Source organism: Kitasatospora sp. CB01950, from assembly GCF_001905465.1.
GTDB lineage: Bacteria > Actinomycetota > Actinomycetes > Streptomycetales > Streptomycetaceae > Kitasatospora.
In genome coordinates, this window is sequence record NZ_LISX01000001.1 from 38235 (window position 1) to 64059 (window position 25825).

Annotated in this window: 22 protein-coding genes and 2 tRNA genes; 5 read left to right on the plus strand and 19 right to left on the minus strand. The window is 70.8% G+C overall.

What is annotated here, in order from left to right; translation table 11 throughout:
• Positions 1-11 precede the first annotated feature (11 nt).
• From AMK19_RS00175 to pknB, 3 genes are all read left to right on the plus strand, one after another.
• Complete coding sequence (locus AMK19_RS00175) at positions 12-1499, plus strand: FtsW/RodA/SpoVE family cell cycle protein (RefSeq protein ID WP_083646404.1); 1488 nt, start codon at positions 12-14, stop codon at positions 1497-1499.
• The gene (locus AMK19_RS00180; RefSeq protein ID WP_073807071.1) at positions 1496-2950 is read left to right on the plus strand and encodes a peptidoglycan D,D-transpeptidase FtsI family protein; all 1455 of its coding nucleotides are present in this window, start codon (positions 1496-1498) and stop codon (positions 2948-2950) included. Before AMK19_RS00175 ends, AMK19_RS00180 begins: the two co-directional genes overlap by 4 nt.
• 293 nt (positions 2951-3243) lie before the next feature.
• Positions 3244-5277: a Stk1 family PASTA domain-containing Ser/Thr kinase gene (gene pknB / locus AMK19_RS00185; RefSeq protein WP_073807073.1), complete on the plus strand. Its 2034-nt coding sequence runs from the start codon at positions 3244-3246 to the stop codon at positions 5275-5277.
• A 68-nt stretch (positions 5278-5345) separates the two neighbouring features.
• Here the strand turns inward: pknB and AMK19_RS00190 are convergent, their stop codons facing one another.
• The 5 genes from AMK19_RS00190 to AMK19_RS00205 form a co-directional block, all read right to left on the minus strand.
• Complete coding sequence (locus tag AMK19_RS00190) at positions 5346-6032, minus strand: class E sortase (protein WP_241844176.1); 687 nt, start codon at positions 6030-6032, stop codon at positions 5346-5348.
• Positions 6033-6089: 57 nt separating this feature from the next.
• On the minus strand, positions 6090-7037 hold the full coding sequence (locus AMK19_RS00195) for a class E sortase (RefSeq protein WP_073807076.1): 948 nt from the start codon (positions 7035-7037) through the stop codon (positions 6090-6092).
• A 4-nt stretch (positions 7038-7041) separates the two neighbouring features.
• Positions 7042-7704: an aminodeoxychorismate/anthranilate synthase component II gene (locus tag AMK19_RS00200; RefSeq protein WP_073807078.1), complete on the minus strand. Its 663-nt coding sequence runs from the start codon at positions 7702-7704 to the stop codon at positions 7042-7044.
• A 53-nt stretch (positions 7705-7757) separates the two neighbouring features.
• The gene (locus AMK19_RS34875) at positions 7758-7943 is read right to left on the minus strand and encodes a hypothetical protein (protein WP_143199992.1); all 186 of its coding nucleotides are present in this window, start codon (positions 7941-7943) and stop codon (positions 7758-7760) included.
• A gap of 75 nt (positions 7944-8018) precedes the next feature.
• On the minus strand, positions 8019-8762 hold the full coding sequence (locus tag AMK19_RS00205; RefSeq protein ID WP_083646481.1) for a DUF881 domain-containing protein: 744 nt from the start codon (positions 8760-8762) through the stop codon (positions 8019-8021).
• 180 nt (positions 8763-8942) lie between these two features.
• Between AMK19_RS00205 and crgA the strand changes: the two genes are divergently transcribed.
• The gene (gene crgA / locus AMK19_RS00210; RefSeq protein ID WP_073807079.1) at positions 8943-9200 is read left to right on the plus strand and encodes a cell division protein CrgA; all 258 of its coding nucleotides are present in this window, start codon (positions 8943-8945) and stop codon (positions 9198-9200) included.
• 260 nt (positions 9201-9460) lie between these two features.
• Here crgA and AMK19_RS00215 read toward each other — a convergent pair whose 3' ends face one another.
• Positions 9461-10336: a rhomboid family intramembrane serine protease gene (locus AMK19_RS00215; protein ID WP_073808232.1), complete on the minus strand. Its 876-nt coding sequence runs from the start codon at positions 10334-10336 to the stop codon at positions 9461-9463.
• 156 nt (positions 10337-10492) lie between these two features.
• Complete coding sequence (locus AMK19_RS00220; protein WP_073807081.1) at positions 10493-11020, minus strand: peptidylprolyl isomerase; 528 nt, start codon at positions 11018-11020, stop codon at positions 10493-10495.
• Positions 11021-11186: 166 nt separating this feature from the next.
• On the opposite strand from AMK19_RS00220, the gene AMK19_RS00225 reads away from it, so the two are divergent.
• Complete coding sequence (locus AMK19_RS00225; protein ID WP_073807083.1) at positions 11187-12080, plus strand: DUF5324 family protein; 894 nt, start codon at positions 11187-11189, stop codon at positions 12078-12080.
• Positions 12081-12155: 75 nt separating this feature from the next.
• Here the strand turns inward: AMK19_RS00225 and AMK19_RS00230 are convergent.
• The 12 genes from AMK19_RS00230 to dnaN all read right to left on the minus strand — a co-directional run bounded on the left by AMK19_RS00230 (position 12156) and on the right by dnaN (position 25310).
• Positions 12156-12228: transfer RNA gene (locus AMK19_RS00230), tRNA-Ala, on the minus strand.
• A 108-nt stretch (positions 12229-12336) separates the two neighbouring features.
• Complete coding sequence (locus AMK19_RS36760; protein WP_014137031.1) at positions 12337-12465, minus strand: DLW-39 family protein; 129 nt, start codon at positions 12463-12465, stop codon at positions 12337-12339.
• 265 nt (positions 12466-12730) lie between these two features.
• On the minus strand, positions 12731-13648 hold the full coding sequence (locus AMK19_RS36765) for a hypothetical protein (RefSeq protein WP_073807085.1): 918 nt from the start codon (positions 13646-13648) through the stop codon (positions 12731-12733).
• A 283-nt stretch (positions 13649-13931) separates the two neighbouring features.
• Positions 13932-14005, minus strand: a tRNA-Ile gene (locus AMK19_RS00240).
• A 16-nt stretch (positions 14006-14021) separates the two neighbouring features.
• Entirely contained in the window at positions 14022-15395 is a 1374-nt protein-coding gene (locus AMK19_RS00245; protein ID WP_073807087.1) for an SAM-dependent methyltransferase, read from the minus strand.
• A gap of 223 nt (positions 15396-15618) precedes the next feature.
• The gene (locus tag AMK19_RS00250; protein WP_241844177.1) at positions 15619-16248 is read right to left on the minus strand and encodes a DUF3566 domain-containing protein; all 630 of its coding nucleotides are present in this window, start codon (positions 16246-16248) and stop codon (positions 15619-15621) included.
• A gap of 257 nt (positions 16249-16505) precedes the next feature.
• Positions 16506-19106, minus strand: coding sequence for a DNA gyrase subunit A (gene gyrA / locus AMK19_RS00255; protein ID WP_073807091.1), 2601 nt, complete (start codon positions 19104-19106; stop codon positions 16506-16508).
• A 37-nt stretch (positions 19107-19143) separates the two neighbouring features.
• Entirely contained in the window at positions 19144-21135 is a 1992-nt protein-coding gene (gene gyrB / locus AMK19_RS00260) for a DNA topoisomerase (ATP-hydrolyzing) subunit B (RefSeq protein ID WP_206745149.1), read from the minus strand.
• A 271-nt stretch (positions 21136-21406) separates the two neighbouring features.
• Entirely contained in the window at positions 21407-21919 is a 513-nt protein-coding gene (locus tag AMK19_RS00265) for a DUF721 domain-containing protein (protein WP_043915363.1), read from the minus strand.
• A gap of 67 nt (positions 21920-21986) precedes the next feature.
• Complete coding sequence (gene recF / locus AMK19_RS00270; RefSeq protein ID WP_073807093.1) at positions 21987-23123, minus strand: DNA replication/repair protein RecF; 1137 nt, start codon at positions 23121-23123, stop codon at positions 21987-21989.
• 36 nt (positions 23124-23159) lie between these two features.
• Positions 23160-24035: a phosphogluconate dehydrogenase (NAD(+)-dependent, decarboxylating) gene (gnd, locus tag AMK19_RS00275; RefSeq protein ID WP_073807095.1), complete on the minus strand. Its 876-nt coding sequence runs from the start codon at positions 24033-24035 to the stop codon at positions 23160-23162.
• A gap of 144 nt (positions 24036-24179) precedes the next feature.
• Entirely contained in the window at positions 24180-25310 is a 1131-nt protein-coding gene (dnaN, locus tag AMK19_RS00280; protein WP_073807097.1) for a DNA polymerase III subunit beta, read from the minus strand.
• Between the last annotated feature and the right edge of the window lie 515 nt (positions 25311-25825).

The window sequence follows — 25825 nt, forward strand, 5'->3', positions numbered from 1 at the left end:
GTTTTCCAGGCATGAGCACATTCGACGTGAGCAGCGGCCGCACGCCCACCACCGGGCGGCGCCGCGCCGTCGGCCGGTCCTCGGCGGGCGACGCCCCGAACCGGCGCAACACCGAACTCCTGATGCTGGGCTTCGCGCTGGTGATCCCGATGCTGGCGTACGCCAACGTCGGCCTGGCGATGGACGGCAGCCTGCCCGCCGGCATGCTGAAGGTCGGGCTGGGCATGAGCGCGCTGGCGGTGGGCGCGCACCTGGCGGTACGGCGGTTCGCGCCGTACGCGGACCCGCTGCTGCTGCCGCTGGCGACGCTGCTGAACGGGCTCGGCCTGGTGATGATCTGGCGGCTCGACAAGGCCGGCAAGCTGCTGATCAAGAACTTCGCGGCGGCGCCCAACCAGCTGATGTGGTCCGGGCTCGGCGTGGCGATGTTCATCGGCGTGGTGATCCTGCTGAAGGACCACCGCATCCTGCAGCGCTACACCTACATCTCGATGGTGGTGGCACTGGTGCTGCTGGCCGCGCCGGCCTTCTTCCCGTCCCGGGCCGAGGACTTCGGCGCGAAGATCTGGATCCGCTTCGGCTCGTTCTCGATCCAGCCCGGCGAGTTCGCCAAGATCATCCTGACGGTGTTCTTCGCCGGCTTCCTGATGGTCAAGAAGGACGCCCTGGCCCTGGCCAGCCGCAAGTTCATGGGCCTGTACCTGCCGCGCGGGCGCGACCTCGGCCCGATCGTGGTGGTCTGGCTGCTGTCGATCCTGATCCTGGTGTTCGAGACCGACCTGGGCAGCTCCTTCCTGTTCTTCGGCCTGTTCGTGGTGATGCTGTACGTCGCCACCGAGCGGACCAGCTGGATCGTCTTCGGTCTGACCATGTCGCTCGGCGGCGCGGCCGTGGTGGCCTCCGCCGAACCGCACGTGAAGACCCGTATCAACGCCTGGCTCGACCCGATGGCGGCGTTCGGGCCGAAGCCGCCCTCGCAGTCCTCGGAGCAGATCGGGCAGACCCTGATGTCGCTCGGCTCGGGCGGCACCGTCGGGACCGGGCTGGGGCAGGGCCGCAGCTGGCTGATCCAGTTCGCGGCGAAGAGCGACTTCATCCTCGGCTCGTTCGGCGAGGAGCTGGGCCTGACCGGCCTGATGGCGCTGTTCATGATCTACGGCCTGGTGGTGCAGCGCGGCCTGCGCACCGCACTGGCGGCCCGCGACCCGTTCGGCAAGCTGCTGGCGGTCGGCCTGAGCTCGGCGTTCGCGCTGCAGGTGTTCGTGGTCGCGGGCGGCGTCACCGGCCTGATCCCGCTGACCGGTATGACCATGCCGTTCCTCGCCCAGGGCGGATCCTCCCTGGTGGCGAACTGGGCCCTGATCGCCATCCTGATGAAGATCAGCGACACCGCCCGTCGGCCGGCCGTCGAACCGGCCGCCATCCCGGAACCGGCCGGGCCGGAACGGCTCGGGGCCGGCCCGGGCGCGCCGGACGAGAGCAGGGGAGCGACCTCGTGAACAAGCCGATCCGCCGGGTGTCGATCTTCTGCCTGGTCCTGATCCTGGCCCTGATGCTCCGGGTGAACTGGGTGCAGGGCGTTCAGGCGTCGACGTGGGCCAACAACCCGCACAACGACCGCACCAAGTACGACAAGTACGCCTACCCGCGCGGCAACATCATCGTCGGCGGCCAGGCCGTCACCAAGTCCGACTTCGTCAACGGGCTGCGCTACAAGTACAAGCGCTCCTGGGTGGACGGGCCGATGTACGCGCCGGTCACCGGCTACTCCTCGCAGACGTACGACGCCAGCCAGCTGGAGAAGCTGGAGGACGGCATCCTCTCCGGCACCGACTCGCGGCTGTTCTTCCGCAACACCCTGGACATGCTGACCGGCAAGCCCAAGCAGGGCGGCGACGTGGTCACCACCATCGACCCCAAGGTGCAGAAGGCCGGCTTCGAGGGGCTCGGCAACAAGAAGGGCGCCGCGGTCGCCATCGACCCGAAGACCGGGGCGATCCTCGGGCTGGTCTCCACCCCGTCCTACGACCCGGGCACCTTCGCGGGCGGCACCAAGGACGACGAGAAGGCCTGGACGGCACTCGACAGCGACCCGAACAAGCCGATGCTGAACCGGGCGCTGCGCGAGACCTACCCGCCCGGCTCGACCTTCAAGCTGGTCACCGCGGCGACCGCGTTCGAGACCGGCAAGTACCAGAGCCCGTCGGACGTCACCGACACCCCGGACCAGTACATCCTGCCCGGCACCAGCACCCCGCTGATCAACGCCAGCCCCACCGAGGACTGCGGGAACGCCACCGTGCAACACGCGATGGACCTGTCCTGCAACACGGTGTTCGGCAAGATGGGCGCCGAGCTGGGCGGCGACAAGCTGCGGGCGCAGGCCGAGAAGTTCGGCTTCAACAAGGAAGTGACCATCCCGATCCGGGCCGACGCCAGCCACTTCCCGTCCGGCTCCAAGCCCGACGGCACCGCGATGGACGCGATCGGCCAGCACGACACCCGGGCCACCCCGCTGCAGATGGCCATGGTGGCCGCCGCGATCGCCAACAACGGCTCGCTGATGGAGCCCTACCTGGTCGCCCAGGAGGGCTCGGCCGGGAACGTGATCTCCACCCACACCGAGCACCAGCTGTCGCAGGCGGTCTCGCCGGCCACCGCGCAGAAGCTCCAGCAGCTGATGGAGTCGGTGGTGCAGCACGGCACCGGCACGAACGCGAAGATCCCGGGCGTGACGGTCGGCGGCAAGACCGGCACCGCCCAGCACGGCCAGGACAACTCGGGTCTGCCGTTCGCCTGGTTCGTCTCCTACGCCAAGGGCCAGGACGGCAAGCAGGTCGCCGTCGCGGTGGTGGTCGAGGACGGCTCCAGCGAGGCGCAGCAGATCTCCGGCGGCTCGCTGGCCGCGCCGATCGCCAAGGCGATGATGCAGGCGGCGCTCGGGAAGTAGGTCGGTCGTATCCGTCACATTCCGGCCATCGATCCTCGATCGGTGGCCGGAATTGTCACAATGGGACGGTCCTGGTCGATACCGGTCTGGTCTCAGCTGGCTGCCTGCACGAGGGCGGTGAGGTTCGCCCGGTAGCGTATTCGCCAGCAGCGGGTGTACCCGCAGCCGGCCCGCGGCCACCCCGTGGGCTCGCCGACACCGTGAAACCACCGCGGCGGCGGCCGCGTCAAGACAGAGCGTGCGGGGACACTACGTCATATCCTCACCGGCCGGTGGGGGAGAGGGTCGGAGATATGGAAGAGCCTCGTCGTCTAGGCGGCAGGTACGAGCTCGGCGGCGTTCTCGGACGCGGTGGCATGGCCGAGGTGTACCTCGCCCACGACACCCGGCTCGGCCGCCAGGTCGCAGTGAAGACCCTCCGCACCGACATGGCCCGCGACCCCTCGTTCCAGGCCCGCTTCCGCCGTGAGGCGCAGTCCGCGGCCTCCCTCAACCACCCCGCCATCGTTGCCGTCTACGACACCGGCGAGGACTACATCGACGGGATCTCCATCCCGTACATCGTGATGGAGTACGTCGAGGGCTCCACCCTGCGCGAGCTGCTGCACACCGGGCGGCGACTGCTGCCCGAGCGCGCGCTGGAGATGACCATCGGCATCCTGCAGGCGCTCGAGTACTCGCACCGCGCCGGCATCGTGCACCGCGACATCAAGCCCGCCAACGTCATGCTGACCCGGCAGGGCAACGTCAAGGTGATGGACTTCGGCATCGCCCGTGCGATGGGCGACGCCGGCATGACGATGACGCAGACCTCCGCGGTCATCGGCACCGCCCAGTACCTCTCCCCCGAGCAGGCCAAGGGCGAGACCGTCGACGCCCGCTCCGACCTGTACTCCACCGGCTGCCTGCTGTACGAACTGCTCACGGTGCGTCCCCCGTTCGTGGGCGACTCCCCCGTCGCGGTGGCCTACCAGCACGTCCGCGAGGAGCCCTCGCCGCCGTCCGTGTACGACCCCGAGGTACGCCCGGAGATCGACGCGATCGTGCTGAAGGCGCTCGCCAAGGAGCGCGACTACCGCTACCAGTCCGCCGACGAGATGCGCGACGACATCGAGCGCTTCCTTGACGGCCTCCCGGTCGCCGCCGCCCAGCAGGCCGCCTACGGGGCCGGCCCGGGCGGTTACGGCTACGACCAGGGCGCGCAGTACGACCCGTACGGCCAGACCAACATGCTGCCCCAGCAGGGCGGCCCCACCACCATGCTGCCGCCGGTCGGCCACCAGCAGCCCGCCCCCTACGGCGGCTACCAGGACGACGGCTACGGCAACGGTGGCGGCGGCTACGACGACAACGGCTACGAGGGCCGGGCCGGCCGCCGGCGCGAGGAGCAGCCGAAGAAGAACAACACCTCCTGGATCGTGCTCGCCGTCGCGGCGGTGCTGGTCCTGGTCGGCGCGTTCTTCGTGGTGCAGGCGATGGTGAAGACCGGCTCCACCGCCAAGACCACCGTCCCGAACCTGATCGGCAAGACGCTCTCCGACGCGGAGGCCGCGGCCAAGTCGCAGAACGCCTCGCTCACCGTGGTCGCGGGCGACCCGATCGCCTGCCCCGACACCAAGATCCAGAAGGACCAGGTCTGCACCCAGGAGCAGGCCGCGGGCGCCGAGATCGCCACCACCGGCAAGATCACCGTGCACCTGTCCTCCGGCCCGGCCCAGATCGACGTCCCCGACGTCACCGGCCAGACCAAGGACGCCGCCACCGCGACCCTGACCGGCAAGGGCTTCCAGGTCACCGTCAACTACAGCAACGACGACAAGGTCGAGCCGGACAAGGTCATCTCGCAGTCGGTGAACGGCAAGGCCGCGGCCAACGCCAGCATCACCCTGGTGGTCTCCTCCGGCCAGCAGAAGGTCACCGTGCCGAACCTGGTCGGGCAGTCCCAGGACAACGCCTCCCAGACGCTTTCCGACCTCGGCCTGCAGGTGGCCGTGGTCACCAAGACCGTCAGCGCCACCGACCAGGCCAAGGTCGGCCAGGTCATCGCCCAGGACAAGACCGGCCCGGTCGCGAAGAACACCAAGGTCACCCTCACGATCGGCAAGCTGGCCGACAAGTTGACGGTGCCGCCGCTGCAGAACCTCAAGCTGTCCGACGCGATCAAGGCGCTGACCGCGAACGGGATCACGAAGTACCAGCTGATCGGCCCCCAGGACCCGCAGGCGATCGTCTACCTCTTCACCCCGAGCGCCGGGACGCAGATCACCGCGGACGACACCGTGGTGCTGACGCTCAGGCCCGCGGACAAGACGCCGGGCACGCCCTGACCGGCACCGCACTGTGAGAGGGGCCGCACCGTCCGACGACGGTGCGGCCCCTTCTCGTTGACCGGGCGTCAGCGGATCTCGGGCGGCGGGGTGCGGTGGGTGTCCATCGCGTCGATGCGGACGAGCTGCGCCCACACGGCCATCCGGTAGCGGGAGGTGTACACGGGCGTGCAGCTGGTCAGCGTCAGGTACTTGCCCGGGCCGGTGAACGGCGAGCCCTCGGGGACGGGCGCGACCACGCCCACGTTGTACTTGGAGGTCTGCTGCAGCGTCCCCGCGACCCGGTACACGTACCAGGCGTCCCGGGTCTCCACCACCACCGTGTCACCCTCGCCGAGCCGGTCCAGGTCGTGGAACTTCGCGCCGTGCCCGTCCCGGTGCGCCGCCAGCGCGAAGTTGCCCTCGGCGTCCCAGGGCATCGCCGAGCGGTACGGCTCCTCGTAGACCCCGGCCACGCCCTCGTTGAGCACCTCCGTGCTGGTGCCCATCCGGATCAGTATGGTCTGGTCGCTCTTCTCGAACGCCGGGACGTGCAGGAAGCCCACGCCGTCCCCCGCCTCGTACTCCGGGGCGGGGGCCTGGTCGCCGGGCGCGGCCGCCGGGGCGCTCCAGGTCTGCCGCAGCCGGTCGCCCTGCCGGCCCGCGGCCGCCTCGGCGACGACGTCCGTCCACCAGAGCGAGTACCCGACGAACAGGGCCAGCACCAGGCCGAGGGTGATCAGCAGCTCCCCCATCAGGCCCAGGGCCGTAGCCACCCGTCCGCGTCCTCGCCCGCCCCGAATGGCTTTGCCCATGGTGCCGTGCCTCGCTGCTCAGTGTTGCCCGGTCAGCGCCTCCGGCTGCCCCTGGCTCCTCGGCCGTTCGTCGACCATCTTGCCAAACACGATCAGCCTTCCCCGGGCACTGAACTCCGGCGTGCATGTCGTCATGGTCAGATAGCGGCCCGGCGCGGTGAACGGCGAGCCCTTGGGCACCGGTTGAATCACCGACACATTGCTCGGCGGGGTCTCCGGGATGCCGCCCGCCACCTCGTACGTGTAGTAGGCGGTCGCGGTCTCCACCACGATCTTGTCCCCCGGGACGAGCTTGCCGATCTCCCGGAACGGCTGGCCGTGCGTGGTGCGGTGCGCGGCGACCGAGAAGTTGCCGGCCTGGTCGGAGGGCATCGCGGTGCCGGTGTAGTGGCCGACCAGCCCCTTGTCGAGCACCTGCTGCTTGTTGGTGCCCTCCGCGATCGGGTAGGTCAGGTCCAGCTTCGGGATGTGGATGATCGCGAAGCCCTTGCCGGGCTCGAACGTGGTCGGCGGCGCGGGCGTGGTCCCGTCGGTCGACGGTGCGGCGGGCTGCGCCCACTGCTGTTCCAGCTTCTTGCCGGCGGCGTTGGCGGCGTTGTCGGCCACCACGTTGGTCCACCACAGCTGGTAGGAGACGAACAGCAGCATCACCACGCCGAGGGAGATGAACAGCTCCCCCATCACGCGGGCCAGCACCACCCGCTTGCGCTCCTTGGGCCGCGGCGGACGCGCCCCCTGGGCCCGCCCGGACGCCCGCCGTCGGCCGGTGCCCGCCCGCAGGCCCACCGGCCCCTGGGCGCGCCGCCGTCCGGCACCGTCGTCCGGCCCGGGTATCGCGGCCCGGTCCGGCTCGGTGGGCGGCAGCCGCAGCTGCAGGGTCTGTTCCGGGGCCGGCTCGTAGACGCTCCAGCCGTCCGGCTCGCCCATCTCCTCGGGGACGCCCCGCTCCGGGCGCACGGCGGTCATCCGGTCAGCTCCGGCCGATCACCGGGGCGAGGCCGGCCGAGCGGCCGACCGCCTCCGGGAACCCGCACTCGGCCAGCCAGTTGGCGAGCATCCGGTGCCCGCCCTCGGTGAGCACCGACTCCGGGTGGAACTGGACGCCCTCGACCAGCAGTTCACGGTGCCGCAGGCCCATGATCACGCCGCTGTCGGTGCGCGAGGTGACCACCAGCTCGGCGGGCACCGTGTCGGGCTCGACGGCCAGCGAGTGGTAGCGGGTCGCGGTCAGCGGCGAGGGCAGGCCCTCGAACACCCCGCCGTCCTCGTGCACCACCGAGGAGGTCTTGCCGTGCAGCAGCTCGGGGGCCCGGCCGACGACCGCGCCGTACGCCACCGCGATCGACTGCAGCCCCAGGCACACCCCGAACAGCGGCAGCCCGATCCGCGCGCAGTGGTGCACCATCTCCACGCACACGCCCGCCTCCTCCGGCGTCCCGGGCCCGGGGGACAGCAGCACGCCGTCGTAGCCCTCCGCGCCCTCCCTGGGCCGGGCGTGAGCCACCGTCAGCCGGTCGTTGCGGACCACCTCGCAGACCGCGCCCAGCTGGTACAGGTACTGGACGAGGTTGAAGACGAAGCTGTCGTAGTTGTCGACCACGAGGATCCGGGGCGGGTGGCCGGCGGAGGTCATCGCTAACTCCTGGGGTGTGCGTGCGTCGAAGGGCGGGCGGAACCGGAGCCGGTTCAGCCGCCGCCGCCCTGGTCCACCGTCACGTTCCCGAAGGGGAGCAGCGGCTCGGCCCACGGGAACACGAACTGGAACAGGACGTAGACCACTCCGAGGACGAGCGCCAGCGCGATCAGCGCACGAACCGGCGAAGGGCCCGGAAGATGCCGCCAGATCCAGCCGTACATGGTGCTCCTCGTCACTCGGGTCGCCCCAAGCGTAGACGCCCACCCGCCCGCCCCAGGCGGGTATCCGCGCAACGGACCCTGCGCGGCGGCCTACTGGGCGGAGGCGGCCCGCAGGTCGATCGATCCGGCGTACCCTGGCAGGCTCAGCTCGTTGCCCTCCTGGACCTTCCAGCCCAGTCCGTAGGCGGCCACGTAGCCCAGGTAGTTGCGGATCGTCGGGTCGGCGTCCACCGCGGCGCGCAGCGCGTCGCTCCGGCCGACCGCGCGGATCACGTACGGCGGGGAGTAGACCCGGCCCTGCAGCAGCAGGGTGTTGCCGACGCAGCGGACGGCGCTGGTGGAGATCAGCCGCTGGTCCATCACCTGGATGCCCTCGGCGCCGCCCCGCCAGAGCGCGTTCACCACGGCCTGGATGTCCTGCTGGTGGATCACCAGGTCGTTCACCCCGGGTTCGGGGACGCCGGGGATCCGGGCGGTGGCGTTCGGCGGGGCGTCGTCCAGCGTGACGGTCAGCCCGGGCCCGTGCAGCGGGTCCAGCCCGGCGGCCTGCTGCAGCGCGGCCAGCCGGGCGGCGTCGTCCGGGCTCTGCCCCTGCTCGCGGGCCAGGCCGTCGGCCCGGTCCTGGTCGGCGGCGACCTGCTCCTGGAGCTGCTGGTTCTGGGTGGACCGCTGCTGTATGACATCGCTGAGCTTGAGCAGCGAGTTGTCGGTGCGCAGGTCGGTGCCGTGGGCGGTCCGACCGCTCACGTAGAACAGCAGACCGGCGAGTGCAAAGACGGTGCAGGTCAGGGCACGTCCGACAATTCGACCCCGGCGCGGGCGCGCAGCCGGGATCGGCGAAGAAATCGTGGAATCAGGCACCGTACCCTTATCTCCCTCAGACCCGGCGAGCCACTACGCTAACGGACGCCGGTGGCATGTGCGGAGCTCCGACCGTACGGATCCGGTCCCGTGTGCCACCTCGCCCCCACTGACCACCTGCGCGGTCACAGCGCATCGACAGGAGAGCCCCTCGTGCCGAAGTCTCGACTCCGCAAGAAGGCCGACTACACGCCGCCGCCGACCGCCGCGACCCCCGTGAAGATCGGCTCCGGCAACCGGAGCTGGGTGGCACCGCTGATGCTGGTGCTGTTCCTGATCGGCCTGGCCTGGATCGTCAGCTACTACGTGACCAGCGGCACCTGGCCGGTCCGCAGCTGGGGCAACTGGAACATCCTGGCCGGCTTCGGTTTCATCGCGGCGGGATTCGGCGTCTCCACACAGTGGAAGTGAGGCCGCTGCCGCCCGCCGGGCGGCTGTCGGCCTGATCCGCCTCCGCACCGCCTCGACCTCCGGGCCGGGGCGGTGTTCGGCGCGCCCGGGCGTCGGTCGGTCACAGAGCGTCCGAACGTTTATCCACAGGGTTGTCCACACTGGGGAAAACTTCCGCCAGTCCTGTGGATAACTCGCAACGAAGCAGGATAACGCGCGTAGACCAGGGAAATCCAATCGCCCGCCGCGCACCTCTTGTGGACAGCGCGGGATGACGCCGGTCAGCCCGGCAGACGGGCCATCCCCAGCAGCACCAGCGCCAGGCCGACGGCCAGCACCGCGACCGTCGTCAACCCCTGCACCAGGTTCCGGTGCGCCCGTGGGGCGTACATCATGCCCGCGGCGATGACGGCGCCCGCCACCAGGCCGCCGATGTGCGCCCGCCAGTCGATCATGCTCTTCAGCGAGAACGTGATCACCAGGTTCACCACCAGCAGCGCGATCACCGGCTGCATCGGCACCCGGCGCACCCGGAACAGCACCGCGGTGGCGCCCAGCAGACCGAAGATCGCCCCGGACGCGCCGACCGTGAACAGCTGGTTGGGCCCCGCCGTCAGCATGAACGACAGCGCGTTGCCCACGATGCCCGACACCAGGTACAGCACGACGAACCGCACCCGGCCCAGCACCCGTTCCAGCTGGGGCCCGAGCACCCAGAGCGAGAACATGTTGGTCGCGATGTGCAGCAGGCCGCCGTGCACGAACATCGCGGTGACCAGCCGGTACCACTCCTGCGGGCCTTCGGCCATGCCGTACCGCAGGCCCGGCAGCGGCGCCCAGCTGACCAGGCCGAGCTTGACCTGCCAGTCCCTGGACACGTACTCGGTCAGCAGGAACACCAGCAGGTTCAGGCCGATCAGCACCTTGGTGACCAGCGCCCCGTCGCCGAGCGCCAGCACCCCGCCGAACGAGGTCCGCTGCCGGGGCGCCTGTTCGGCCGCGCCGCGCACGCAGTCCGGGCACTGGAAGCCCACCGAGGCGGACACCATGCACTCCGGGCAGACCGGCCGCCCGCACCGGGCACAGGACACGCCCGTCTCCCGCTCCGGGTGCCGGTGGCACCGGGGCAGCCCGGATCCCTGGCCGTCCACGGGCATCGGCCGCACGGGTTCCTCCGGAAGCATCGGCGCAGTCCCTCCTCGACGAAACGGTCCCGGCGCCGCCGCCGCGCGAAACGGGGCACCGCCGGGACCGTCCAGGCTACTGCGCGCCGGGGCGCGCGGGACCGCCCCGAAGGGCGGCAGGGTCGCGAATCAGCCGCGCGAAACGACGACCGACTCGATCACCACGTCCTGGACCGGGCGGTCGTAGGGCTTGGTGGTGGCGGTGGTGCCGATCGCGTCCACGACCTTCTGGCTGGCCGCGTCCACGACCTCGCCGAAGATGCTGTGCTTGCGGTTCAGCCAGGTGGTCGGGGCCACCGTGATGAAGAACTGCGAGCCGTTGGTGCCCGGGCCGGCGTTGGCCATGGCCAGCAGGTACGGGCGGTCGAACGACAGGTCCGGGTGGAACTCGTCGGCGAACTTGTAGCCCGGGCCGCCGGTGCCGTTGCCCAGCGGGTCGCCGCCCTGGATCATGAAGCCGTCGATCACACGGTGGAACACGGTGCCGTCGTACAGCGGCTTGGCGGCCACCTCGCCGGTCTCCGGGTTCTTCCACTCGCGAGTGCCCTCGGCCAGCTCGACGAAGTTCGCCACGGTCTTCGGGGCGTGGTTCGGGAAGAGCTTCACCACGATGTCGCCGCGGTTCGTCTTCAGGGTGGCGGTGAGTTCCTCGGCCACGGGAGTACCTTCCTGTCTTTTAGCTGACTATCCGGGGAATCATCCCATGATCGCCGCAGACGGCTCAGTCGAAGGTGCTCGGCAGATAAGCAGGATGCATGATCTCCTATCAGGTGGAAAGGTGCATACCGGACAACGCCGGACACCCGCCGAGAAGGAGAAGCCCGTGAGCCGTACGGACACTGCGCGCGAGACCGCCGCACGGGCGAAGGACGCCGTCGCGCCCTACGCCGCCTCCGCGAAGGAGACCGCCCTGCACTACGCCGAGGAGGCCAAGCAGGTGCTCGGCCCCAAGCTGGAGGCGCTCGGCCCGAAGGCCGCGGCCGCCGGCGCCCAGGCCCGCAGCGGAGCCGGCCAGGCCGCGCAGGCCGCCCGGGTGCAGTACGTCAAGCACCTCGCCCCGCACCTGGAGCAGGCCTTCTTCAGCCTCCCCCCGGACACCCAGAAGGCCGCCCTGAAGGCCGTCCACCGGGCCCAGGAAGCCGCGCTCGCCGCCAAGCTGTCGGCCGGTCAGGCCGCCTGCCAGGCCCGGACGAACGTCGCCCCCAAGGTCGTCGAGACCTTCCAGGCCGCCAAGGACAGCGTCGTCCCGCTCGCCCAGGAGGCCCAGTCCCGCGGCGCCGCCGCGATCACCGCGCTGCAGGGCAACGTCAGCGCCGCCGAGATCGGCGAACTGGCCGCCAAGAACGCCAAGAAGAAGCGGTGCAACGGCTGGGCGACCGGCCTCGCGGTGGCCGGCGCCGTCGCCATCGGCACCGGCGTGGTCGCCTGGCAGTGGCTCCGCAGGCAGAACAACCCCGAGTGGCTGGTCGAGCCCCCGGAGCCCGCCACCGCCCCGTCCGCCACCACCGCCGCCCGGCCCGGCACCGCCACCGGCGCGCCGGTCGGCGGGGCCACCCTGAACGGCTCCGTCCCGAACGACGATCCGGAGGCCGCGGGCGCCGCCGAGGCCTCGGAGTCGGCCGGCGCCTCGCCCGCGCCGAAGTCGGGCCCGTCGGTCGGCCATCCCGCCGAGGAGGACGACCGTCCGAAGCCGCACGACCCGCGCAAGCCGCACTGAGACGGCGCAGGCCCGGAGAGCAGAAAACGACTCCGCCCGACCGCAGCTGGTGCGGTCGGGCGGAGTCGTATCGAGTGGAGCCTAGGGGAGTCGAACCCCTGACATCTGCCATGCAAAGACAGCGCTCTACCAACTGAGCTAAGGCCCCGAGCAACGGGCACTAGCCTACCCGCTCCTGGGCAACGCCCCACGCGGGTTTCGGACCGGCCCCGGCAGGTGCTCCGCGGGCCGGTCCGAGGAAGACTCGTGCGTCAGCTCAGCGGCCGGCCGGGACCGGGTCGGTCGCCTCGGTCCACAGGTCCTGCTCGGCGCGGTCCGCCTGGACCTGACGGTAGACAAAGAAGCCGCCGAGGGCGACCAGGGCGACCAGGAGAAGCTTCTTCACCGCGGGACCTCGTCCTTCTTGCTTGCTTGGATGTAAGGGTACGAACCAGCGGTCAGGCTGAAGACCGCCCTGGGGCCGATGATACACACCGGTAACCGGTTCAGAAGCGGCCCCGCCACCGTCAACCGGCCGATCTGCAAGCGCCTTTGACGCTTCCGAACCAGTACGGTCATCGGACTGCGAGCCCACTCCCTCCCTCGAGTACCGACGAGTCGGGCCCGCCGTCGGTTCCGCACCGGCGACGGGCCTTTCGAACACCCGCCAACTATCCGCGACGACGCCTGCGCAGAAGGGCGACATCCCGCCGGATCGCCCGGACGTCCTCGCTCAGCGCGTCCAGCCGGCCGCCGTGGGCGTCCAGCCGCGACTCCTGCCGGGCGACCCGCGCACTGATCGCGGAGATCACCACGCCCTGCGCCTCCAACCGCCGGTCGACCGACCCGAGCGCGTCGACCAGCTCGGCGACATCCACCCACTCCTCCCCCACCGGCGGCGCGGCCGGCAGGCACTCCTCGAGCGGCTCCAGCCCGTCGATCCGCCGCCGCCACGCCGCCACGGCCGGATCCCGCCGCACCGCTTCCTCCTCGTCCCACCGCAACTCGCTCCACCGCTTCCACGGCCGCGCCCGGAACGGCCGTACCCCCGGCGGCTCCGCGGCCCGCTCGACCAGATCGAGCAGCCGGCTGCGGACCGCACGGGCGACCTCGCTGTCCCGCAGCAGCATCGCGACGTTCAGCACGGCCCGCGGCGAGTACAGCGCGACACCGTTCCCGCCGCCCTGGGGACGACGCCCGGCGGGGCCTTCCGGGTCGCTGACCTGCCAGACCTTCATCTTGAAGGTCTGGTCGGCCGAGTTATCCACAGGGCTCACGGACGGATCGCCCGCTTCCGCCTGCGGCAGGCCACCGACCTGCCAGAGTGACACCTTGTCACTCTGGTGGCCGGGGTTGTCCACAGGCTTGAGGACGGTGTACCCGTTGCTCTCCAACTCCTGGCGGTGGCGCCGGACCATTTGCCGCAGGACGTTCTCACCGACCCCGAAGTAGTCGGCGACCATCCGCGTGGTGACGTGCAGCCCGTCGGGCAGCAGGACGAGGGCCTTGACCTCGTCAAGGACTTCGGTGCGCTCGCACAGGCCGCTTCGGAGTGTCCTGGATTCGAGCAGGGCGGCTTCCATGGACATGGGAATGCCTCACAGGGTGAAAGAAGACGTGACGGGGGAACCGCCCGGGTGCCCGGGGCGGGCGGGGCCGGTCATCCGCCGGCCGGAGCAGAGGTCGCGCTGTGTCCCACGTCACCCAATGACCGGGTCTGTCGCCCGGCTATCCCCGACTTCACATCAGTTTCGAGTCAACTCACCCTGTGTTTCGCCTCTGCGCACCAGACTCAACGAGCCGTCGCGGCCGGAGGTTACGGGGAAAATGTCGAAGGCCCCGATCACCAGGTGATCGGGGCCTTCGCGCCGGTGGGCCTAACAGGACTTGAACCTGTGGCCTCTTCCTTATCAGGGAAGCGCTCTAACCGTCTGAGCTATAGGCCCTTGCCGCACTGAAAGATTAGCGGACCGATGGCCGATCTCCCAAATCCGTATCCGCGGTGTCCGTCGGACGGTGCTGCTCAGGGGGTTCGGCGAGCCACTGGGCGCGGGTTGCGGGGAGCCGGGAGGCGCCCGCGGGGGTGGGGCGGACGGCGAGGACCTGGTTGATGCCGATGCGGTTCTGCTCGAAGGCGAGGGCGCAGGCGGCCATGTAGAGCCGCCAGACCCGGGCCCGGCCGCGGCCGGCCAGCGAGACGGCGTCGGGCCAGTGGGCCTCCAGGTTGGCGACCCACTCGCGGAGAGTGAGGCCGTAGTGCTCGCGGAGGGCCTCGACGTCGCGCACCTCGAAGCCGGCCTCCTCCAGTCGGGTGACGGTGGTGCCGACGGGGGAGAGCTCGCCGTCGGGGAAGACGTAGCGGTCGATGAAGGGGGAGAGCCGGTACTTCTCGCCGGGCTCCAGCGGGCGGCGGGCGATCTGGTGGTTGAGCAGGCGGCCGCCGGGGGCGAGCAGGTCGTACAGGTGGCGGGCGTAGACCAGGTACTGGGCCGAGCCGACGTGCTCGGCCATGCCGACGCTGGAGACGGCGTCGAAGGGGCCGTCGGGGATCTCCCGGTAGTCCTGCAGCCGGATCTCGATCCGGTCGGTCAGACCGGCCTCGGCGACCCGCTCGCGGGCCAGCGCGACCTGCTCGGTGGAGATGGAGACGCCGACCGCCCGGACGCCGTAGTGGCGGGCCGCGTGCAGGACCAGGGAGCCCCAGCCGCAGCCGACGTCCAGCAGCCTCATGCCGGGGCGCAGGCCGAGCTTGCGGCAGATCAGGTCGAGCTTGGCCTCCTGGGCGTCCTCCAGGCTCTTCGCGGCGGGCGTCCAGTAGGCGCACGAGTAGACCATGGTGGGGCCGAGGACGAGGCCGTAGAAGTCGTTGCCGACGTCGTAGTGGTGGCTGATCGCGGCGCGGTCGCGGCGGCGGCTGTGCGCGCTGCCGCGGCGGTCCCGGACCTCCTCGGGCGGGGGCGTGGGCGCGGGGCCGAGGGCGCCCAGGCGCAGGGCGGTGCCGAGCAGCCGGCGGCCGTGGGCCCCGAGGAGTCGGCGCGGGCCGAGCTGGAGGCCGCGGACGTCCGGGTCCTCGGCGAAGGCGGCGACGGCGTCCAGCACCTCGTAGAGGTCGGTGCCGGGGTCGAGTTCGAGGTCGCCGGAGACGTAGGCGCGGGCCAGGCCGAGTTCGCCGGGGGACCAGACCAGTCGGCGCAGGGCCCGCCGGTTGCGCAGGACGACGGTGGGCGCGCCGGGCGGGCCGGCCTGGGAGCCGTCCCAGGTGCGGACCCGCAGGGGGAGCCGACGGCCGATCAGGCCTTCGAGCGCTCGGACCAGTTGCTGTGCGTTCTCCGCCATCACGGACCTCCCGACCGGCCGTACCCGTCCGGGCCGCCCGGTGTCCGCTGTCGCGGCCGGCCGGCCCCGTGCTCGTTCGCGTATTCCATTTGTCCATGCGGGAGCGGTGCCGCGGATCCCGGCGCGCCGCCCGGTCACCCGATTGCCGCCGGAGACGACGAACGGGCCCCGAAGGCTTCAACAGCCTTCGGGGCCCGGGGAATTCCGCCGAACTGACGCGGGATCAGTCCTCTTCGGCCAGCGTGAGTTCGATGCCGCCGGTGAAGCCGGCCGCGGTGTTGTAGATGAACGCGGCGAGGGTGGAGAGCGCCGTCATCAGGACCACGTCGACCACCGCGATCAGGGTGGTGAACATCATGACCTTGCCGAACCCGATGTAGTCCATCAGGTTGAACGCGCCGGAGCTGTCGGTGCCGGTGACGTCCTTGAGGGTGCTGGTCAGCGAGTCGAAGACGCCGAGGCCGTCCAGGGTCATCCAGAGCACCGCGGAGGCCACGATGACGATCACGCCGACGGCCAGCGAGAGCAGGAAGCTGACCTTCATGACCGACCAGGGGTCGGCCTTGATGATCCGCAGCCGGGCCCGGCGGACCCGGCCGGTGCCGCCGCCGGCGGCGTTCTGCGCGGGGCTGCCGGGGCGACGGGCCTGGCCGCCGCCCTGACCGCCGGGGGCACCGGGAGCGCCGCCCTGGGGCCCCGGGCCGCCGGTGAGGGTGCCGCGGGCCGGGGTGGGCTGGCCCTTGGCGTACGTGGTGGGCTGGGAGAAGCCGCCGGCGGGCGCGTTGCCGGGGGCGGGCGGGGTCTGGCCGCCGTAGCCCGGCTGGGCGGCGGCGCCCTGGCCGGCCTGGGGCATCACCGAGGTGGACGTGGCAGGGTTCTCGGGGCGCTGCGGCGCACCGTACGGTGTCCCGCCCGGTCCGCCCGACAGCCCGCCCGTGGCACCTCCAGCACCCGTGGCTCCGCTCACCGTGGTCCTCCCGAACCGTCCGCCAGGCCGATCGAACCGCCTGGTCCGTGTTGTGCTCGCTCCGCCTGCCCGGTTGGCCTGCGGTCAACCCGCGGTGCCCGCCCCGCCGGAAGCGGAACGGGCACCACGGTCGCGGTCGTGCGTCAGCCCTGGTCGGGCGTGCCGTCCGCCTCGTGCTCGGTGGCGGTCGCGGTCTCGGTCGCCTCGGCGTCGAGGTCCGCGCCCTCCTCCTCGTCGGCTTCCGCGTTGCGGGCCATGCCCACCACCGCGTCGCGCTTTCCGAGGTTGATCAGTTGGACGCCCATCGTGTCACGTCCGGTTTCACGAACCTCGGAAACCCTGGTCCGGATCACTCCTCCGGAGAGCGTGATGGCCATGATCTCGTCGGTCTCCTCGACCACCAGGGCGCCGACCAGCGAGCCCCGGCCCTCGACGATCTTCGCAGCCTTGATACCGAATCCGCCGCGTCCCTGGACACGGTACTCGTCGACCGACGTCCGCTTGGCGTAACCGCCGTCGGTGGCGGTGAAGACGTACGTCCCCGGCCGGACCACGTTCATCGACAGCAGTTCGTCGTCCTCGCGGAACGACATGCCCTTGACGCCGGAGGTGGCGCGGCTCATCGGACGGAGGGCCTCGTCGGTGGCCTTGAAGCGGATCGACTGGGCCTTCTTGGAGATCAGCAGCAGGTCGTCCTCGGCGGAGACCAGCTCGGCGCCGATCAGCTCGTCGTCCCGGCCCTCCTCGTCCTGGCGGAGGTTGATCGCGATCAGGCCGCCGGAGCGCGGGGAGTCGTAGTCCTTGAGCGGGGACTTCTTGACCAGGCCGCCGCGGGTGGCGAGCACCAGGTAGGGCTTGTCCTCGTAGGTGCGGACCGCCATCACCTGGGTGATGTGCTCCTCCGGCTGGAAGGCCAGCAGGTTGGCGACGTGCTGGCCGCGGGCGTCGCGCCCGGCGTCGGGCAGCTCGTAGCCCTTGGCGCGGTAGACCCTGCCCTTGTTGGTGAAGAACAGGATCCAGTTGTGCGTGGTGGTCACGAAGAAGTGGTCGACGATGTCGTCCTGCTTCAGCTGCGCGCCGCGCACGCCCTTGCCGCCGCGCTTCTGCGAGCGGTAGAGGTCGGAGCGGGTGCGCTTGACGTAGCCGCCGCGGGTGATGGTGACGACGATGTCCTCCTCGGCGATGAGGTCCTCGATGGAGAGGTCGCCGTCGGAGGGGATCAGGGTGGAGCGCCGCTCGTCGCCGTACTTCTCGACGATGGCGGTGAGCTCCTCGGAGACGATCTCGCGCTGCCGGGAGGGCGAGGCGAGGATCGCGTTGTACTCGTTGATCTTGGTCTGGAGCTCGTCGTGCTCGCTGAGGATGCGGGCGCTCTCCAGGGCGGCCAGGCGGCGCAGCTGCATCTCGAGGATGGCGTTGGCCTGGAGTTCGTCGATCTCCAGCAGCTGCATCAGGCCGGTGCGGGCGGCGTCGGCGCTCTCCGAGGCGCGGATCAGCGCGATCACCGCGTCGATCTGGTCGAGGGCCTTGAGCAGCGCGCGCAGGATGTGGGCGCGCTCCTCGGCCTTGCGCAGCCGGAAGGTGGTCCGGCGGACGATGACCTCGATCTGGTGGGCGACCCAGTGCCGGATGAAGGCGTCCAGCGAGAGGGTGCGCGGCACGCCGTCGACCAGGGCCAGCATGTTGGCGCCGAAGTTGGTCTGCAGGTCGGTGTGCTTGTACAGGTTGTTGAGCACGACCTTGGCGACCGCGTCGCGCTTGAGCACGATGACCAGGCGCTGGCCGGTGCGCGAGGAGGACTCGTCGCGGACGTCGGCGATGCCGGCGATCCGGCCGTCCTTGACCAGGTCGGCGATCTTCAGGGCGAGGTTGTCCGGGTTGACCTGGTAGGGCAGCTCGGTGATGACCAGGCACTGGCGGCCCTGGATCTCCTCGACCTCGACCACGGCGCGCATGGTGATCGAGCCGCGGCCGGTGCGGTAGGCGTCCTCGATGCCGCGGCGGCCGACGATCAGCGCGCCGGTCGGGAAGTCGGGGGCCTTGATCCGCTCGATCAGGGCTTCCAGCAGCTCCTCGTTGGAGGCCTCGGGGTGCTCCAGCGCCCAGAGCGCGCCGGAGGCGACCTCGCGCAGGTTGTGCGGCGGGATGTTGGTGGCCATGCCGACCGCGATGCCGGTGGCGCCGTTGATCAGCAGGTTGGGGATGCGCGCGGGCAGGACGGTGGGTTCCTGCTGCCGGCCGTCGTAGTTGGCGGCGAAGTCGACGGTGTCCTCGTCGATGTCGCGCATCATCTCCATGGCGAGCGGCATCATCTTGCACTCGGTGTAGCGCATCGCCGCGGCCGGGTCGTTGCCCGGGGAGCCGAAGTTGCCGTTGCCGTCGACCAGCGGCATCCGCATCGACCAGGTCTGGGCGAGGCGCACCAGGGTGTCGTAGATCGAGGTGTCGCCGTGCGGGTGGTAGTTACCCATCACGTCGCCGACCACGCGGGCGCACTTGTAGTAGCCCTTCTCGGGCCGGTAGCCGCCGTCGTACATCGCGTAGAGCACGCGTCGGTGCACCGGCTTGAGGCCGTCGCGGACCTCGGGCAGGGCGCGCGACACGATGACGCTCATCGCGTAGTCGAGGTAGGAGCGCTGCATCTCGGTCTCGAGCTCGATGAGCTCGACCCGGTTGCCGCTCTGGGTGGGGGTGGTGCTGTCCTCGGGCTGCTCGCCGCCGTCCGGACGGTTGTCGTCGACCACTGGTGGTCAGTTTCCTTTCAACGATCCTGGGCGGACGTCAGACGTCCAGGAAGCGGACGTCCTTCGCGTTGCGCTGGATGAAGGAGCGGCGGGCTTCGACGTCCTCGCCCATCAGCACGGAGAACAGGTCGTCGGCACGGGCGGCGTCCTCCAGGGTGACCTGGAGCAGCAGGCGGTGCGCGGCGTCCATGGTGGTGATGCGCAGTTCCTCGGCGTTCATCTCGCCGAGGCCCTTGAAGCGCTGGATGGCGTCGTCCTTGGGGAGTCGGCGGCCGGCCTCGACGCCGGCCGCGATCAGCGCGTCGCGCTCGCGGTCGGAGTAGGCGTACTCGAACTCGTCCCGGCCCCACTTGATCTTGTACAGCGGGGGCATCGCCAGGTAGACGTACCCGGCCTCGACCAGCGGGCGCATGAAGCGGAACAGCAGGGTCAGCAGCAGGGTGCGGATGTGCTGTCCGTCGACGTCGGCGTCGGCCATCAGCACGATCTTGTGATAGCGGAGCTTCTCGGCGTCGTAGTCCTCCTGGATGCCGCAGCCGAAGGCCGAGATCAGCGCCTGGACCTCGGTGTTCTGCAGCACCTTGTCGATCCGGGCCTTCTCGACGTTCAGGATCTTGCCGCGGATCGGGAGGATGGCCTGGGTGCGCGGGTCGCGGCCCTGCTTGGCGGAGCCGCCGGCGGAGTCACCCTCGACGATGAAGATCTCGCACTCGGCCGGGTCCTTGGACTGGCAGTCCGAGAGCTTGCCGGGCAGCGAGGCGGACTCCAGCAGGCCCTTGCGGCGGGTCAGGTCGCGGGCCTTGCGGGCGGCGACCCGGGCGCTGGCGGCCTGGATGGACTTGCGGACGATGTCCGCGGCCTCGTTGGGGTTGCGGTCCAGCCAGTCGGCCAGGTGCTCGTTGACCACCTTCTGCACGAAGGTCTTGGCCTCGGTGTTGCCGAGCTTGTCCTTGGTCTGGCCCTCGAACTGCGGCTCGCCGAGCTTGACCGAGATGATCGCGGTCAGGCCCTCGCGGATGTCCTCGCCGGAGAGGTTGTCGTCCTTGTCGCGGAGCAGCTTCTTGTCGCGCGCGTACCGGTTCATCAGACCGGTCAGCGCGGCCCGGAAGCCCTCCTCGTGGGTGCCGCCGCCGTGGGTGTGGATGGTGTTCGCGAACGAGTACACGCCCTCGGTGTAGGACGAGTTCCACTGCATCGCGATCTCGGCGGAGATCCGCCGGTCCTTGTCCTCCGCCTCGAAGTCGATCACCGAGGGGTGGATCACCTCGCCCTTGCGGGAGTTGAGGTGGGCGACGAAGTCGGCGATGCCGCCGTCGTACCTGTACGTGACGGAGAGCGGCTTGCCCTCCTCGTCCGCGTGCTCGGCGCGCTCGTCGGTCAGCGAGATGGTCAGGCCCTTGTTGAGGAAGGCCATCTCCTGGAAGCGCCGGGAGAGCGTCTCGAACGAGTAGACGGTGGTCTCGAAGATCTCCGGGTCGGCCCAGAAGGTGACGGTGGTGCCGGTCTCCTCGGTGGCCTCGTGCTTGGCCAGCGGGGCGGTCGGGGCACCGGCCTTGTACTCCTGGGTCCAGCGGGCGCCGTCGGTGAGGATGTCCACCGCGAGGCGGTTGGAGAGCGCGTTCACCACGGAGATGCCGACGCCGTGCAGACCGCCGGAGACCGCGTAGCCGCCGCCGCCGAACTTGCCGCCCGCGTGCAGCACGGTCAGGACGACCTCGACGGCCGGCCTGTCCTGGCCGGGCATGATGCCGACCGGGATGCCTCGGCCGTTGTCCACCACCCGCACGCCGCCGTCGGCCAGGATCGTCACGTCGATGGTGTCGGCGTGGCCGGCCAGCGCCTCGTCGACCGAGTTGTCGACGATCTCGTAGACCAGGTGGTGCAGGCCGCGCTCGCCGGTCGAGCCGATGTACATGCCGGGGCGCTTGCGGACGGCGTCGAGTCCCTCCAGCACCTGGATCGCGCTGGCGTCGTACGCCTTGTTGTCGGACGGGTCTGGGGTCTGGCTGGGGTTGCCGGAATCGGCCACGAAGCGCCCTCTCTGGCACAGCGGGGCCGCGCCCCTTCCCGCTTCCCGGGCAGGTGTGCGACCACGGCGTTTCGACTCTGTTGCTCTACGCAACGGTGTTTGCGGTTCAGTCTACCGGTACGAGCGACAGAGAGGGGCGTTTGGCAGCCCCTGAGGGCAGATGTGCCGCCCTGAATCCCCTCGGGACGAGTCCCGATACTTGGCAGGGGGGCTCAGAGCGCCTGGACGGGCCGTCAGCGATTCCGGAGGGCCCCGATCCGCTCCGCCGGGCTCAGCCCCAGGTGTCCCCGGGTCCCTTGCTGCCGGGCGCCCGCAACCGCCCGTAACCGCGCACCGGGGCGTCCGGGCCCAGCACCTTGATCACGCGGACCGTGCCGTGCCCCAGCTCGTGGTTCAGCCGGGCCACCAACTGGCGTGCCAGCAGCCGGAGTTGAGTGGCCCACGCGGTGGAGTCGCACTGCACGGTGAGCACCGCCTCGGCTTCCGCGTACGACTTGGGTTCACAGTGCGCAGCGATGTCCGGCCCGACGATCTGCGACCAGCGGCCCATCACACCGCCCACCGCGGCCGGGGCCTCCCAGCCGCGTTCGGTGATCAGCCGGTTCAGTGCGGCGCCCAGCGGCACCGGGTCGCGGCCGTCCGCGCGGGCGCCGCTGCGCAGGCCGGTGCGCTTGGCCTCCCGGCGCTCGCGCACCTGCTCCCCGCGCTGGCGGGCCTGCTCCTTGGCGGCGCGCAGCGCCACCCGGGCCAGGTCCACACCCGAAAGCTCCGAGCCCTCCGACATCACGCTCCATCCCCAGGCTGTGGACAACCGACTCGACGAGCGGTCCAGGGTACGGGCTCGGCGGGGTTCACGGCGTGAGCCGGGTCACGGCGCCGTCGGAGACCGCGTAGCGCGCGCCGGTGAGGGCCTTCGGGACGTCCTCGGCGACCGCGGCGGTGACCAGGACCTGTTCGCCGCCGGCCACCAGCTCGGCCAGCCGGTCGCGGCGGCGGGCGTCCAGTTCGGCGAAGACGTCGTCCAGGATCAGCACCGGTTCGCCGCCCTCGGAGCGCAGCAGTTCGTAGGAGGCGAGGCGCAGGGCCAGCGCGTACGACCAGGACTCGCCGTGGCTGGCGTAGCCCTTGGCGGGCAGCGGGCCGAGTCGCAGCAGCAGTTCGTCGCGGTGCGGGCCGACCAGGGTCAGGCCGCGCGCGACCTCCTGCGGCCGGGCCGCCTGCAGGGCGTCCAGCAGCTGCTGCTCGGCCTGTTCGCGGCTGCTCGGCAGCTCGCCCTCGAAGGAGTGGCGGTACTCCAGCACGGTCTCCCCGGCATCGGGGGCGAGCTGGCGGTAGGCCTCGGCGACCAGCGGCTGGAGGGCGGCCACCAGCTGGATCCGGAAGGCGGTCAGTTCGGCGCCGGTGCGGGCCAGGTGGCCGTCCCAGACCTCCAGGGTGGCCAGGTCGGCGGCCTTGCCGCCGCCGTGCCGCCGGGCCGTCGCGGCGGTCTTCAGCAGGGCGTTGCGCTGCTTCAGCACCCGCTCGTAGTCGGAGCGGACCCCGGCCAGCCGGGGCGCGCGGGCGGTCAGCAGCTCGTCCAGGAAGCGTCGGCGCTCGCCCGGGTCGCCCTTGACGAGCGTGAGGTCCTCGGGGGCGAACAGCACGGTGCGCAGCACGCCCAGCACGTCGCGCGGGCGGACGTTGTCGGAGCGGTTCAGCCGGGCCCGGTTGGCCTTGCCGGGGGTGATCTCCAGCTCCACCAGGGTGGTCCGGCCGCCCTGGCCGACCACACTGGCCCGGACCACCGCGCGTTCCGCGCCCAGGCGCACCAGCGGGGCGTCGGAGGCGACCCGGTGGCTGCCCAGCGTGGCGAGGTAGCCGATCGCCTCGACCAGGTTGGTCTTGCCCTGCCCGTTGGGCCCCACGAACGCGGTGACGCCCGGGTCGAGCGGAACCTCGACTCGGGCGTAGGAACGGAAGTCGGCGAGCGACAGGTGCGCGACGTGCATGACGGTGGACTGCGCTCGCCTTCTGGCCGTGGGTACTTACTTGGACTCGACCGCGTGGCCGCCGAACTGGTTGCGCAGCGCGGCGATCATCTTCATCTGCGGCGAGTCCTCCTGGCGGGAGGCGAAGCGGGCGAACAGCGAGGCGGTGATGGCGGGCAGCGGCACCGCGTGGTCGATCGCGGCCTCGACCGTCCAGCGGCCCTCGCCGGAGTCGGCGGCCCAGCCCTTGAGCTTGGCCAGGTGCTCGTCGTCGTCCAGTGCCCGGACCGCCAGGTCGAGCAGCCAGGAACGGATGACGGTGCCCTCCTGCCAGCTGCGGAAGACCTCGCGCACGTCGGTGACCTCGGGGGCCGCCTCCAGCAGCTCCCAGCCCTCGGCGAAGGCCTGCATCATCGCGTACTCGATGCCGTTGTGGACCATCTTCGCGAAGTGGCCGGCGCCGACCTTGCCGGCGTGCACCGAGCCGAACTCGCCCTCGGGCTTGAGCGCGTCGAAGATCGGCTGGACCTTCGCGACGTGCGCGGCGTCGCCGCCGTACATCAGCGCGTAGCCGTTCTCCAGGCCCCAGACGCCGCCGGAGACGCCGCAGTCGACGAAGCCGATGCCCTTGGCGGCCAGCAGCTCGGCGTGCTGGATGTCGTCGGTCCAGCGCGAGTTGCCGCCGTCCACCACCACGTCGCCGGGGGAGAGCAGCTCGGCCAGGTGCTCGACGGTCTCCTGGGTGGGGCCGCCGGCCGGGACCATCACCCACACCACGCGGGGGCCCTCGAGCTTGGCGATCAGCTGCTCCACGCTGTCGACGTCGGCGAGGTCGGGGTTGCGGTCGTAGCCGATGACGGTGTGGCCGGCGCGGCGGATGCGCTCGCGCATGTTGCCGCCCATCTTGCCGAGACCGATGAGGCCGAGCTGCATGACAAGTCCTTCACTGTGGTGTCGTGCCTGACGGCGGCGCCGTTGCCGCGCTCCCCGAGCCTACGCCGACGATCAGGCCGCTCCGGGCAGCCACAGGGGCGCGGAGGCCGGTGCCTCTCGCGCCCCTGTGGACGTGACTTCGGGTCAGCCGGACAGCCGAACCGGCATGATCAGGTACTGGTAGGCCTCGTCCGGCTCCGCGTCGACCGCGGCCTTGCCGGTGAGCAGGGCCGGCTTGGTCGGGGTGGTGAAGCTCAGCTGCGCGTACGCGGCGTCGATCGCCTTGAGCCCCTCCTCCAGGTAGCCGGGGTTGAACGCGATCGAGATGTCGTCGCCCTCGAGGTCCGCCTCGACCCGCTCGGAGGCCTGGGCGTCGTCGCCCGAGCCGGCCTCCAGGGTGAGCACGCCCTGCTCGAAGTTCAGCCGGACCGGGGTGTTGCGCTCGGCCACCAGCGAGACGCGCTTGAGCGCCTCCAGGAACGGCTGGGTCTGCACCGCGGCGACCGCCGAGAACTCGGTCGGGAAGATCGACCGGAACTTCGGGAACTCGCCCTCCAGCAGGCGGGTGGTGGTCCGCCGGCCGGCGCCCTCGAAGCCGATCAGGCCCTCGCCGGCACCGCCGGTGGACAGCGCGATCGACACGTGGTCGCCGCTGCCCAGGGACTTGGCGATGTCCTGCAGGGTCTTGGCCGGGACGAGCGCGACGGCGTTGATGTCGTCCTGCTCGGGCTTCCACAGCAGCTCGCGGACGGCGAACCGGTACCGGTCGGTGGCGGCCAGGGTGATCCCGCTGCCGTTGATCTCGACCCGGACGCCGGTCAGCACCGGCAGGGTGTCGTCGCGGCCGGCGGCGACCGCGGCCTGGCTGACCGCCGAGGCGAACACGTCGCCCGGGACGGTGCCGGTGGCGGTCGGCATCTGCGGCAGCGACGGGTACTCGTCGACCGGCAGGGTCGGCAGGGTGAACCGCGAGCTGCCGCAGACCACGCTGACCCGCATGCCGTCGGTGGAGATCTCCACCGGGCGGTTCGGCAGGTTGCGCGAGATGTCGTTGAGCAGGCGGCCGGAGACCAGGACGGTGCCGGCCTCCTCGACGTCCGCCTCCAGCTCGACCCGGGCCGACACCTCGTAGTCGAACCCGGAGAGCGCCAGCGTGCCTTCCTGTGCCGTCAGCAGCAGGCCGGCCAGCACCGGCACCGGCGGCCGCGCGGGGAGGCTGCGGGCGGCCCAGGCCACCGCCTCCGCGAGGACATCACGCTCCACCCGGAACTTCACCGGTAACCGCCTCCTGGCTGCTGTCGCCGCGCCGTCGACTCGTACGTCCGACCGGCGCTGTTGATCGTCTTCCGGCTCCCCGCCGACCGGATTCGCTCCGCTCGGCTTCCAGGTGCCGAAGGACAGTCTGACGTACTCGGCCGACAGTCGGGGCAGATGGGCGGAAGCAGGCCGAACAGATGTCGGGGCCCGGTTGTCCACAGATTCGGGCCACCCCCACTGTTGATCAAGTCACCTGGTCTCTATGTGTAGCAGTAGTAGTAGGGCCTGTGGATACCGTGGATAACCCTGTTTCCGCAGGTCAGAGCAGGTTTTTTGTCCACAGTGACTGTGGACGGCCGCTGTGGACAAGCAGGGCCTGCTGTGGACAGCGGAGCGTAATCCACAGGGCACCCTCGGTATCCACAGGTTGTCCCCAGGTTCATCCACAGAAATCGTCCGGGTTATCCACGGGCGTCGATCAACCTCACGTGACGCCTTTCACACTCAGGCCTGACAAGGGAGTTGATGTTGTC

Bases quoted from the DNA above. Each gene is read 5' to 3' on its own strand.
- AMK19_RS00215 (WP_073808232.1), bottom strand. From the start codon at position 10,336: ATGCCCGTGGACGGCCAGGGATCCGGGCTGCCCCGGTGCCACCGGCAC.
- AMK19_RS00175 (WP_083646404.1), top strand. From the start codon at position 12: ATGAGCACATTCGACGTGAGCAGCGGCCGCACGCCCACCACCGGGCGG.
- AMK19_RS00245 (WP_073807087.1), bottom strand. From the start codon at position 15,395: ATGGCGGAGAACGCACAGCAACTGGTCCGAGCGCTCGAAGGCCTGATC.
- AMK19_RS00265 (WP_043915363.1), bottom strand. From the start codon at position 21,919: ATGTCGGAGGGCTCGGAGCTTTCGGGTGTGGACCTGGCCCGGGTGGCG.
- AMK19_RS00195 (WP_073807076.1), bottom strand. From the start codon at position 7,037: ATGACCGCCGTGCGCCCGGAGCGGGGCGTCCCCGAGGAGATGGGCGAG.
- AMK19_RS36765 (WP_073807085.1), bottom strand. From the start codon at position 13,648: ATGTCCATGGAAGCCGCCCTGCTCGAATCCAGGACACTCCGAAGCGGC.
- gnd (WP_073807095.1), bottom strand. From the start codon at position 24,035: ATGCAGCTCGGCCTCATCGGTCTCGGCAAGATGGGCGGCAACATGCGC.
- AMK19_RS00250 (WP_241844177.1), bottom strand. From the start codon at position 16,248: ATGCCCCAGGCCGGCCAGGGCGCCGCCGCCCAGCCGGGCTACGGCGGC.
- recF (WP_073807093.1), bottom strand. From the start codon at position 23,123: ATGCACGTCGCGCACCTGTCGCTCGCCGACTTCCGTTCCTACGCCCGA.
- AMK19_RS00200 (WP_073807078.1), bottom strand. From the start codon at position 7,704: ATGACCTCCGCCGGCCACCCGCCCCGGATCCTCGTGGTCGACAACTAC.
- pknB (WP_073807073.1), top strand. From the start codon at position 3,244: ATGGAAGAGCCTCGTCGTCTAGGCGGCAGGTACGAGCTCGGCGGCGTT.